9 protein-coding genes are annotated in these 11,803 nt (G+C 61.3%); 6 read left to right on the forward strand and 3 right to left on the reverse strand.

Features of this window, described 5'->3' with window-relative positions; translation table 11 throughout:
• Positions 1-38 precede the first annotated feature (38 nt).
• A complete protein-coding gene (locus G1C97_RS09450; protein WP_169241542.1) occupies positions 39-836 on the reverse strand; it encodes a potassium channel family protein in 798 nt (265 codons plus the stop codon).
• Between the two features lie 309 nt (positions 837-1,145).
• Between G1C97_RS09450 and G1C97_RS09455 the strand changes: the two genes are divergently transcribed.
• From G1C97_RS09455 to nrdF, 6 genes are all read left to right on the forward strand, one after another.
• Positions 1,146-3,701, forward strand: coding sequence for a glycoside hydrolase family 3 C-terminal domain-containing protein (locus G1C97_RS09455; protein ID WP_169241554.1), 2,556 nt, complete (start codon positions 1,146-1,148; stop codon positions 3,699-3,701).
• A complete protein-coding gene (locus G1C97_RS09460) occupies positions 3,694-4,269 on the forward strand; it encodes a GtrA family protein (protein WP_205832597.1) in 576 nt (191 codons plus the stop codon). Before G1C97_RS09455 ends, G1C97_RS09460 begins: the two co-directional genes overlap by 8 nt.
• A 582-nt stretch (positions 4,270-4,851) precedes the next feature.
• Positions 4,852-5,106, forward strand: coding sequence for a glutaredoxin family protein (locus tag G1C97_RS09465; RefSeq protein ID WP_169241543.1), 255 nt, complete (start codon positions 4,852-4,854; stop codon positions 5,104-5,106).
• A 140-nt stretch (positions 5,107-5,246) separates the two neighbouring features.
• Positions 5,247-5,654 carry a class Ib ribonucleoside-diphosphate reductase assembly flavoprotein NrdI gene (gene nrdI, locus G1C97_RS09470; RefSeq protein WP_205832602.1) on the forward strand — a complete coding sequence of 136 codons (408 nt, stop codon included), beginning with the start codon at positions 5,247-5,249 and terminating at the stop codon, positions 5,652-5,654.
• 381 nt (positions 5,655-6,035) lie between these two features.
• Positions 6,036-8,228: a class 1b ribonucleoside-diphosphate reductase subunit alpha gene (gene nrdE, locus G1C97_RS09475; protein WP_169241545.1), complete on the forward strand. Its 2,193-nt coding sequence runs from the start codon at positions 6,036-6,038 to the stop codon at positions 8,226-8,228.
• Positions 8,229-8,641: 413 nt separating this feature from the next.
• Positions 8,642-9,634, forward strand: coding sequence for a class 1b ribonucleoside-diphosphate reductase subunit beta (gene nrdF / locus G1C97_RS09480; RefSeq protein ID WP_033889497.1), 993 nt, complete (start codon positions 8,642-8,644; stop codon positions 9,632-9,634).
• 7 nt (positions 9,635-9,641) lie between these two features.
• On the opposite strand, the gene G1C97_RS09485 is transcribed toward nrdF, so the two are convergent.
• Entirely contained in the window at positions 9,642-10,973 is a 1,332-nt protein-coding gene (locus G1C97_RS09485) for a sensor histidine kinase (RefSeq protein WP_205832603.1), read from the reverse strand.
• An 11-nt stretch (positions 10,974-10,984) separates the two neighbouring features.
• Positions 10,985-11,704 (reverse strand): LytR/AlgR family response regulator transcription factor, encoded by a 720-nt coding sequence (locus G1C97_RS09490; RefSeq protein ID WP_169241547.1) that lies wholly within the window; start codon positions 11,702-11,704, stop codon positions 10,985-10,987.
• Between the last annotated feature and the right edge of the window lie 99 nt (positions 11,705-11,803).

Raw genomic sequence — 11,803 nt, forward strand, 5'->3', positions numbered from 1 at the left:
GTATCGTGCGCGGTTCGTCGCCGTCGTCGTGCCGAAGATCAACGCCGCTCAAGTTCCTCGCGCAAGCCGGCGACTGTGGCGGTCAGCTCGCGCACTTCCTTGCGCAACAGTTCGATTTCGGTTTTGCCCTGTGCCGTTTCCGTCGTGGCTGTGGTCGTGGCTGTTGCGATGGCGGCCTGCACGGCCTCCTTGGCCACCTCCTTCTCGCGCGCGTCCTCACGACGGCCGGCCTCCAGATTGACCTGGTCGACAATCCACGAAGCCAACGTGGCCGTAACGATACCGATCAATGCGATGCCGGCGAACATCAGCGCCACCGCAATGATCTTGCCTTGGAATGTGACCGGCGAAACGTCGCCGTACCCCACGGTGGTCACGGTGACGAACGACCACCACAGTGCGGTGCCGAAATCGGTGATCGTGGACCCGGCGGCCCCGCGCTCCACGGAATACACGGCCAGCGCGCCCACATACATCAGCATCGTCACCGCGCCGAACGAGTACACGGTGATGCGTCCGCGCACCGCCATGCCGGACGTGCGGTTGAGCACATGCAGCACGGTAAGCAGCCTCAGCAGTCGCAGAGGCCGAAACATGGGCAGCGCGATGGTCAACAGCGCGAACAGGTTGCGTTTGAACCATCGCCAACGATCGTCGGCCAGCCACAGGGACACCACGTAGTCGATGACGAACGCCGCCCAAATCGCATTGATCACGTTCTCGCACAGTGTGACATGCGTCCGCGCCAGAATCTCCCACGAGTACGCCACCAGAAACATCACGGACAGCATCATCAGCGGCCAGTCCGTCCACTTCTTCCACGTCTTCAGTCCCATATTCCGATTGTAGAAGCGGATTGACGGGGTGCTGCTGGGCGAGTGCCGTCGGATGCCGGCGGCGCGCCGTCCGACCAATCGTGCGCGGGAAACGACAGGTTGTGTAATGAGCCCCGCTGGGCGTGCCTGAACCTGATTGAATCACACTAGCGGCGAATCGCGTGCAGCAGGGTGGCGCGGCTGGTTCGCCGGAGAGATACGCAACGAGTACGTGAAGTGCGCGGAGTACATGAAGTACGTGACGTGCGCGGGCCGGTGAGGTACGTCACCGGTGTGCGCACCGCAAGTGCAAGGGAGGACGAGATGGCGATGGAACTCGAAGAACTTTCGGTGGGTGAGAAAGCGGCGATGCTTTCCGGAGCTTCCGAATGGGATTCGCGCGGCAACGAACGCGCCGGCATACCCAGCTTCGTGATGAGCGATGGTCCCCACGGCGTGCGTCGGCAGCTCGGCGAAGGCGACCATCTGGGCCTCGGCGCATCCAAGCCCGCCACCTGCTTCCCGACCGCCGGCACGGTGGCCAACTCATGGGATCCGGCGCTCGCCGAAGCGATGGGGGCGGCGCTCGGCCGCGAGGCGCATGATCTCGGCGTGAATGTGCTGCTCGGGCCGGGCCTCAACATCAAACGCAACCCGTTGTGCGGGCGCAACTTCGAGTATTATTCCGAGGATCCGATCGTGGCGGGACGCATGGCCGCCGGTCTGATTCGCGGCATTCAGTCCAACGGCGTCTCCGCATGCCCCAAGCATTTCGCGGTGAACAGCCAGGAGCTGCGTCGTCAGGCGTCCAACTCGGTGATCGACGAGCGCACGATGCGCGAAATCTACCTGACCGGCTTTGAAATCGCCGTGCGCGAGGCCGCGCCGATGACCATCATGACCTCCTACAACGAGGTCAACGGCGTCTATGCGCACGAGAACAAGCATTTGTTGCAGGACATTCTGCGCGACGAATGGGGCTTCGACGGCATGGTCGTCTCCGACTGGGGAGGCTCCAACTCCGCCGTGGCGGCGGTTAAGGCCGGCGGTTCCCTTGAAATGCCGAGCCCCGGCTACACCTCCGTGCGTGAGCTGGAAGGTGCGGTCAAAGCCGGCACGCTCTCCGAGGCGGACCTGAACGCCCGCGCCGGCGAAGTGGCCAAAATCGCCCGCCTGACCCGTTGCGAAGGCGTGGGACGCAACGATTTGCTGAAGGACGATATTGCCGCGGCGCATCATGCCGTGGCCCGCCGCGTGGCCGAAGCGTCGGCTGTGCTGCTGAAGAACGCTGCGGCTGCGATCCCTGCGGCGGGTGACGGTGGTGCGGACGGAACCGTTGGCAATCCCGCCGTCTCTGTGCTTCCGCTCAAATCCGGCACCCGCGTGGCCGTGATCGGCGACATGGCCAAAACCCCGCGATTCCAAGGCTCTGGATCCTCCAAGGTGAACGCCACCCGCGAGGAGAATATCCTGGACGAGTTCAACGCCGCCGCCGATTCCACGGGTGTGACGGTTTCCGGCTATGCCCAGGGCTACGACCGCCAAGGTACGGCCAACCAGTCCCTGATCGACGAAGCCGTGGCGCTTGCCGCCGCCGATTCCACCGACGTCGTCATCGCCGTGGTCGGCCTTGACGAGCGCAGCGAATCCGAAGGGCTCGACCGTTCCACCATGGCCATCCCGCAGGTCCAAAACGATCTGGTGAATGCGCTGACCGCCGCCGGCAAGCCTGTCGTGGTGGTGCTCGTGGCCGGCTCCCCGGTCGAATTGCCATGGTTTGAGTCCGTGAGCGCCATGCTGTACGTCGGCCTGTCCGGTCAAGCCGGTGCCTCTGCCGCCGTACGCGTGCTCACCGGACGAGTCAATCCGTCCGGCCATTTGGCTGAAACCTGGCCGCTGCGCTACGGCGACTGCCCGTCCTCCGGATGGTATCCGGCCATCGGACGTGACGCCATCTATCGCGAGGGCCCGTTCATCGGCTACCGCTACTACGAAACTGCCGACGTTCCGGTCCGTTTCCCGTTCGGCTATGGTCTGTCGTACGCAACGTTCGCGTACGGCAACATGACCGCCGACGAAACCGGTGTGCAGTTCACCGTCACCAATAATGCTGACGTCGCCGGGGCCACTGTCGCGCAGCTGTACGTTGCCGGACCGTCGCGTTCCGACGCGGGCGTTGCGGCTGACGCGGGCGTTGCGGGCGTTGCTGGTGTTGCAGGCGGTGTGCTGCGTCCCTCCCGTGAACTCAAAGGCTTCGTCAAGGTTGAGCTGGACGCGCACGAGACGAAAACCGTGCGTATCGATTTCGATCGATACACGTTCCGTCACTTCGACGTTGCGGCCAACCGCTGGGCTATGGAATCCGGCATCTGGACGCTCGCCGTGGGCTCCGACGCCGAGCATTTGCCGCTCGTGACGCCGTTTGCCGTGGCCGGCGATGCGGACGTCGCGCCCGCCGATCCGGCGCTGGGGCACTACCTCGACGGTGACGTCAAACACGTCACCGATGCCGAAATGGCCGTATTGTTTGGGCGAGAAGTCATCGCACCCGGCAAGCCTACGGTATTCGGCGTGAACGACCCGATCTCCAGCTGGATTGATTCGCGTGGGTTCGTGGCTCGTACCATTGCCAAAACCCTGACCAAACGCGAGGCCGCGGTACGGCAGAAAACCGGTGCTCCCGATCTCAATACGCTGTTCATTCTGAACATGCCGCCGCGCGCCATGAGCAAGATGACGCAAGGCATGGTCGATTCAGCCATGGTGGACGCCATCGTCGCGATTGCCAACGGACATGCTTTCCGCGGACTCGGCGGGCTTATCGCCGGATTCTTCCGCAATCAATCTGCCAACAAGCGCACCGCAAAGGAGCTCAACCATGACTGATACCACGAAGCCGACCGCGTCCGCCTCCGGGGCTGCCTCTGGGGCTGCCGCCGCTGAAGACAAGAAGCTCGGCCCTATTCGTCAATGGATTAAGGACCACCCCACCATCTGGGAATTCATCCTGTTCAACGTGCTTTCGAATATCTCCACCATCTCCCGTTTTGTGGTCACATGGATCGGTACTGCGGTGTTCGTGGCCGGGTTGGGCTTGACCGCGCCGTTCCACTTCCTGATCTTCAACTATCCGGAGTCCGGCAACGGTCTTGGCGGCTTCCTCACCTTCCTCTTTGCCGAGGTTATTGCGCAGGTGGTGAACTTCTTCGTGCAGATGAAGTGGGTGTTCAAATCCGATTCCAGCTTCAAGGACGCCGCGTGGAAGTACGCGATTCTGGCCGTGGTGATTGTGGTGGTGAACCTCGTGCTGCCTGGCTATGTGACCGCGCTGTGCCAGGGCTGGGGCATGAACGCCGGTGTGGCCGGCACCATCGCCTCCGTGGTGAACACGCTGCTGGCCGTGGTGGTGAGCTACCCGCTGCTCAAGTTCTGGATTATGCCGAAGAACAAGTAGCATCGAGCTCGACCGGATGCTTTGCTGTGCGCATCCGGTCGAGTTTTTGCGTTTGTGTGTGTGGGGGGGGTGGTGTTTCTGGTGTTCCGGCTCTTTCGTGTGTTCTATGTGGTTCGTCGCGCGCTATCCGCGTTACGAGGGGCTGATTCCCGCTGTCCGAAAGGTCTATCTGCTTTACAAGGGGCTGGTCGTCCAGTAGACGGCATCCCAAAATGGCGCAATCGCGGCCCCTCGGTGCCTGTATACCTTGTGTTTCGACTGTTGGCAGCCCCCTGTAACGCAGATAGACCTTTCGGACAGCGGGAATCAGCCCCTCGTAAGCGAGTTATCCCTCGATATCGGCTGGCCGGTCGGATGGATGCCGGAGCAAGGCAAATGTGAACAATGCCACATGAGGGTGGCTGGGGCGGTGACGAACGGTTCGTGTCGCTTGCTGAAAATGGCGGAAAATCAACGCGAGAACACTATATCTAGTATTGTTGTGTGCAACACGCCACTACACATAGTGGCTTGATTGCGAATCGCATGGTTGTAATATGACTTTCGCTTCATTTGAAAAATGCTGTTATCAGGGGAGTTGCTATGACCGTCACCGTGTTCACTAAGCCGCATTGCCCGCAGTGCGAGGCCACCAAGCGCCAGTTCACCAAATTGGGTGTGCCGTTTGAGACCGTGGACCTGACCGAGAACCCCTCCACCCTTGAACAGCTGCAGGCCGCCGGCTTCCGACAGGCGCCGGTGGTGATCACTCCGGACAACTCTTGGACCGGCTATCGTCCCGATCTGATTCGTGAAGTCGCCAAGCAGGCTGCGGCTGTAGCCCCGGTGGCCGCGTGACGTCAGCACTCGACCGGCGGCCGCAGCAAACCGGTGCAAGCCGAACGGCGGACGCGCCGAATCGGAGCGCTCCGGCCGGCGATGGGACTTCCGCGGCAAGCAAGCCGGAATTCGTCGCCACTGGCAATCCGGTAGGTGCTTTGGTGTACTTCTCATCGGCTTCCGAAAACACGGCTCGTTTTGTGGCCGGATGCCGATTTCAGGACGATGGCATCAACGTGTACCGTGTGCCGCTGAAAGCCTCCGAGCCGGCGCTGAACGTACGCGAACCCTACGTCATCATGGTGCCTACCTATGGCGGGGGAGTGATTGCGAAAGCCGTGCCGATCCAAGTCAAACGGTTCCTGAACGATCCGGAGAACCGTGCATGGATTCGCGGCGTCATCGCCTCGGGAAACACGAACTTCGGCGAAGCCTACTGTGCCGCTGGAGACGTCATCTCCGCCAAATGCCGTGTGCCGTTCCTCTATAAATTCGAGCTGATGGGCACTCCGGAAGACGCAGCGGTCGTGAAGAACGGTCTGGTGCGTTTCTTCACCGAACACTGATTCGTCCAACTCCATTCGCCGTCCCGTCTCCGCCCCCTTCGTCCTTCGTTCATATCTGCCCCTCCCTGCCCCTTTTTCGCGAATATGTACCACTGACAGTGACTCAGTGGTACATATTCGCGAGGGGAGGTACGGAGGAGGATATGGGGAAGATGAGGAGGGGCGTAGATAGGAGGAGGGGGGTATAGATGGAGGATTGCAGCGATTCGGAGATGAGGAACGGGACCGGACCGTATCCCTTCTCGCGAATATGTTCCACTGACAGCGACTCAGTGGTACATATTCGCGAGAAGGGGAAGCGTGTGGAGCAAAATCGTTGATGAGGGGCTGCCGCTTTGACGCAGCCGCTTTTCACTACATCGTAAGGAATTCAATTCGACTATGACCGATTTCACCAACACTGGACTGGCCCTCGACAACACGTCACATGCTGCCGAGCCCACCGATCCGGCGCATGACTATCATGCGTTGAACGCGATGCTCAACCTGTACGACGCCAACGGTCAGATTCAATTCGACAAGGACAAAGCCGCCGAACGCGCCTATGTGACCAACCATGTGGCCGCCAACACCGTGACCTTCCCCTCAACCGCCGAGCGCCTGAAGTTCCTGATCGATAACCAGTACTACAACCCGGCCGTGTTCGCCCAGTACTCCGCCGAATTCCTCGATCGCTTCTACGCACACGTGGGATCCGCCGGCTTCGAGTTCGGCACCTTCCTCGGTGCCTTCAAGTTCTACACGTCCTACGCGCTGAAGACCTTCGACGGCAAGCGCTACCTTGAGGACTTCCCGCAGCGCTGCGCCGCCGTGGCGCTGGAGCTCGCCGCCGGCGACGAAAACCAGGCCGTCGAATACGCCGACGAAATGCTCGCCGGCCGTTTCCAGCCGGCCACCCCCACCTTCCTGAACCTCGGCAAGGCCCAGCGCGGCGAGCCGGTCAGTTGCTTCCTGGTGCGCATCGAAGACAACATGGAATCCATCTCCCGCGGCATCAACGCGGCCCTGCAGTTGTCCAAGCGAGGCGGCGGCGTGGCGCTGCTGCTGAGCAACCTGCGCGAGCTCGGCGCACCGATCAAGCACATCGAAAACCAGTCCAGCGGCGTGATCCCGGTCATGAAGCTGCTGGAAGACGCCTTCTCCTACGCCAACCAGCTGGGTGCCCGCCAAGGTGCCGGAGCGGTGTACCTGAGCGCCCATCACCCGGATATCCTGCGATTCCTCGACACCAAGCGCGAGAACGCCGATGAGAAGATCCGCATCAAGTCCCTGGCGCTCGGCGTGGTGATTCCGGACATCACCTTCGAGCTGGCCAAGCGCAAGGAGCAGATGGCCCTGTTCAGCCCGTACGATGTGGAGCGCGTGTACGGCAAGCCGTTCGCCGACATCGCCATCTCCGAACATTACGAGGAGATGGTGGCGGACGACCGCATTCGCAAGACCTATATCGACGCACGTAAGTTCTTCACCACCATCGCCGAACTGCAGTTCGAATCCGGCTACCCGTACATCGTGTTCGAGGACACGGTCAACCGTGCCAACCCGATCGAAGGCCGCGTGACCATGTCGAACCTGTGCTCCGAAATCCTGCAGGTGCAGGAGCCCAGCGAATACAACGAAGACCTGACCTACAAGCACGTCGGCCGCGACATCTCCTGCAACCTCGGCTCCCTCAACATCGCCAAGGCGATGGACGGAGGCCTGGCCCACACCGTGGAGACCGCGATTCGAGCGCTCACCTCGGTGGCCGAACACACGAGCATCAACGCCGTGCCTTCCATCCGCCGCGCCAATGAGGAAGGCCACGCCATCGGTCTGGGCCAGATGAACCTGCACGGTTTCCTGGCTCGCGAAGGCATCATGTACGGCTCCGAGGAAGGCCTCGACTTTACGGACATGTACTTCATGACCGTGGCCTACCACGCCTACCGCGCCTCCCACGCGCTCGCCGTGGAGCGCGGCCAGGCATTCAAGAGCTTCCCGACCTCCGACTACGCCAAGCCGGCCGGCCAGGGCAACTACTTCGACAAGTACACCGACGGCCACCGCTCGCTGGAACCGCGCACCGCCCGCGTGCGCGAACTGTTCGCCAAGTTCGGCATCGCCATCCCGACCGTGGCCGACTGGCAGGCTCTGCAGGCCGACATCATCAAGGACGGCATCTACAACCAGAACCTGCAGGCCGTGCCGCCCACCGGATCGATCTCCTACATCAACCACTCCACGAGCTCGATCCACCCGATCGCATCCAAGATCGAGATCCGCAAGGAAGGCAAGATCGGTCGCGTCTACTACCCGGCGGCTTACATGACCAACGACAACCTTGAGTACTACAAGGATGCCTACGAGATCGGCTGGAAGGCCATCGTCGACACGTACGCCGAGGCCACCCAGCACGTCGATCAGGGTCTCTCGCTGACGCTGTTCTTCCCGGACACCGCCACCACCCGCGACCTCAACAAGGCCCAGATCTACGCCTGGCGCAAGGGCATCAAAACCCTCTACTACATCCGCATCCGCCAGCAGGCGCTGGAAGGCACTGAGGTGCAAGGCTGCGTCTCCTGCATGCTCTGACAGAATCGCGAATGATGGAGCGTATGCCGCCTTTCTTCGGCCCTCGACGCACCTATTGCGCTGACGCGCAATCGTCGCAGCGAGCTGCTCCCCTCGCCTAGGGACAGCCCACTGGGCTGTCCCTTATACGGCTCGGCACCTTCGGCCTCAGACGGCGGCCTCCGCACTCATCATTCACGATTCCGCCCGCTGATGATCTGATGTCCTTGGTGCGCCCCCTCGTGCGCCTAGAGGACACACGCATCAGACCATCAGAGTCCGTTCTCGTTGGCCGGGACGGAACCGTATGACACATGAGAGCGGGGAGGAGAGACATACAATGCAAGACCGTAAGCTTGGCCGAACGGCCTTGAGTGTGTCGCACATTGTATGTCTCTCCTCCCCGCGTCAACCGTAAAAAGGAACAAAGAACCATGCCACCGATTTCTATCCCGCGTAAGCCGCTGAAGCTTATCGACCGCGTTTCCGCGATCAACTGGAACCGTCTGGAAGACGAGAAGGACCTTGAGGTCTGGGACCGCCTGACCGGCAACTTCTGGCTGCCCGAGAAGGTTCCCGTCTCCAACGACATCCCCTCCTGGCAGCAGATGAGCGAAGAGGAGCACACGCTCACCATGCGCGTGTTCACCGGACTGACCCTGCTCGACACCATCCAAGGTACGGTCGGCGCAGTCTCCCTGATTCCGGATGCGCTCACCCCGCATGAGGAGGCCGTGTACACGAACATCGCGTTCATGGAATCCGTGCACGCCAAGTCCTACTCCTCGATCTTCTCCACCCTGTGCTCCACCGAGCAGATCGACGCAGCGTTCGACTGGAGCGAGCAGAACGAGTTCCTCCAGAAGAAGGCCGAAATCGTGCTTGACTACTACGAGGGCGACAACCCGTACAAGCGCAAGGTGGCCTCCACGCTGCTCGAATCCTTCCTGTTCTACTCCGGCTTCTACCTGCCGATGTACTTCTCCGCGCACGCCAAGCTCACCAACACCGCCGACGTGATCCGCCTCATCATCCGCGACGAGGCCGTGCACGGCTACTACATCGGCTACAAGTACCAGAAGGGCATCGCCCAGCTGACCGACGCCGAGCGCGCCGATCTGCAGGACTACACCTACGATCTGCTCAACGAACTGTACGACAACGAGGTGGGCTACACCGAATCCCTGTACTCCGGCGTGGGCCTGGTCGAGGACGTCGAGAAGTTCCTGCACTACAACGCCAACAAGGCGCTGATGAACCTCGGCTACCCGGCGCTTTTCCCGGCCGAAATCTGCGACGTGAACCCCGCGATCCTGGCCGCCCTGAGCCCGAACGCCGACGAGAACCACGACTTCTTCTCCGGCTCCGGCTCCTCCTACGTGATGGGCAAGGCCGAGGAGACCGACGACGACGATTGGGACTTCTGACTCACACCTACCGCGGAAGGCGCGGAATCAGTACCGTGAGCACGAACCAGTGATCTTCGGCGCGAATCGTCACTTCGCCGCCGTACTGTGCGGCGATGTGACGGATCGACTTCACGCCGAAGCCATGGCGCGCAGCGTCCCGTTTGGTGGTGCGCAGCGTACCGGTGGAGTCCCTGCGCAGTGCGGAATCGTAATAGTTCTCCACGCGAATCACCGTGAACTGGCCCTGCCCGTACAGGGCCAGACGAATCAATCGCTGTTCCTTGTCCGGCAGCTTACCGGTGGCTTCGATGGCGTTGTCCAACGCGTTGCCGAACAATGAGGCGATATCCATCGAAGACATGCCATCCAACAGTTTGCCGTCCGCCACGGCGGTCAACGTAATGCCCTGGTCCGCGCAGGTGCGCATCTTCGAGGTCAGAATCACATCCAGCACCGGATTGCCGGAGTGCTGCTGGGCGCTGGCGGCCGCCACGGAAGCCTCCAGCTGCTCGAATCCGGCTGCTGCATGCTCAGGGTCGACCTCCGCGCGCAACGCCGCAATCTGATGCTTCAAGTCGTGTGCGAGACGCCCAATGGATTCGATGTTCTCCTTGGATGCCAGATACTCCTGATGCTGGCTGGCCAGCTGTGCGTTGATGGAAGCCAGCTCAGCGTTCGCAGCCATGCGTCGCGCCTGTTCCTGCTGAGCGTACAGGATTGCGAAACCGCAGAAGTCCACCAATGTGCGGATGTAGAAAATCTCCTGCCCGACCGTGCCGGAGAACGGGGTGTTGGTGGAAATGAAACTCAGGTTGCTCATGGCGAACGTCACGATGGTGATGGCCACGGTACCCACCGACAGTTGCCAAGTGGCGCTGGTCGGCGCATCATGCGCGAAATTGCCGCGCTCGGCCAGCCATGCGACGGTGAAGGCGGCGGCATACGTGCCGATCAACACCAGCGTGGCGAACGGTTCCTGTGGCGGCAGCCCAAGTCCATATTGCAGGAATGACACCAGTTGCCAATGCAGCGAGGCGACCAGTTCCGCCAACACAAACGCGCGCGCAGCAATATACAGTCCTTCGCGATTGCCTGTTCCCGCCGCGAATCGCACAATCGCCCACATGCCGCCGAATGCGAGCAACATGCCGATCACCCAGAACCAGAGCGGCATCGCGCCAGCAAGATACTGGATGGCGATCATGCCCGCCAAGCCGATTGTGCTCACCGCGGCGGTGCGTTGCCAACACGCGCGGCGGTAAATGGCCATAATGTACACCATGCACGCCAGCCATTCGCACAAGGCGGTGTAGAGGCGCGGAATATCCGGCAGCGCGTTGGTTATGGTATCGCCCAACGTGCCGCCCATCACAGACCTCCCATGCCCATGTAGTCGGTCAATGCAGTGAGGAATGCCTTTTTGCGCGGGCGACTTACCCGCAGCGCCTCGCCGTTCGACATTATGCAGTCCTGCCCATCCACGCCGGTCACATGGCGCAGATTCACCAGATAACAGGAGTTCGAACGGAAGAAGTTCTGGTCTGCCAGCCGTTCCTCGAAGTCCTTCAACGTGCCGGTCACCGAAAGCTTGCCGCCCTGCGTGTGTACGATAATCGTGTGGCGAATCGATTCGATATACAGTACGTCGCCCAGTTCCACGCGCAACTGCTTGCCGCCGGCCTCGATGAGCAGCGCCTCGTCGGTGCGACGGCGGACCATATCGATCGAGCGCTTGATTTCTTGTCGGAACGCGAAGTAGGGCACCGGCTTCAGCAAATAGGAAAGCGCCTGCACCTCGTAGCCGTTGATGGCGTACTGCGGGGCGCCGGTGATGAACACGATGACCACGGAATTGTCGCGCTCGCGGATTCTGCGGGCGGCGGCCATGCCGTCCATGTGCTTCATCTCAATGTCGAGCAGCAGGATGTCGTAAGTGGGCGTGTATCGCTCGACGATTGCTTCGCCGTCGTCGAAGACGGAAATCGTGAACTGCGTGCCGGTTTCGCTCTGGTACCGGTTCAGATAATCGAGCACTTTCTGGCAGGCTTGTGGATCATCTTCGACCACTCCAACTCTGATATCGCGCATGACACAGACCTCCCGTCATGGTTCTTCTGCGTGCCATCTTATCGGTACGGCTTCGCGTAGCGGGGGGGGGGCGGGGGAGGCGGTTTGCGGGTTTGCGGG

The organism is Bifidobacterium olomucense (assembly GCF_012932375.1).
Lineage (GTDB): Bacteria > Actinomycetota > Actinomycetes > Actinomycetales > Bifidobacteriaceae > Bifidobacterium > Bifidobacterium olomucense.

Coding starts and splice junctions, on each gene's coding strand:
- G1C97_RS09450 (WP_169241542.1), bottom strand. CDS start 836: ATGGGACTGAAGACGTGGAAGAAGTGGACGGACTGGCCGCTGATGATG.
- G1C97_RS09455 (WP_169241554.1), top strand. CDS start 1,146: ATGGAACTCGAAGAACTTTCGGTGGGTGAGAAAGCGGCGATGCTTTCC.
- G1C97_RS09460 (WP_205832597.1), top strand. CDS start 3,694: ATGACTGATACCACGAAGCCGACCGCGTCCGCCTCCGGGGCTGCCTCT.
- G1C97_RS09465 (WP_169241543.1), top strand. CDS start 4,852: ATGACCGTCACCGTGTTCACTAAGCCGCATTGCCCGCAGTGCGAGGCC.
- nrdE (WP_169241545.1), top strand. CDS start 6,036: ATGACCGATTTCACCAACACTGGACTGGCCCTCGACAACACGTCACAT.
- nrdF (WP_033889497.1), top strand. CDS start 8,642: ATGCCACCGATTTCTATCCCGCGTAAGCCGCTGAAGCTTATCGACCGC.
- G1C97_RS09490 (WP_169241547.1), bottom strand. CDS start 11,704: ATGCGCGATATCAGAGTTGGAGTGGTCGAAGATGATCCACAAGCCTGC.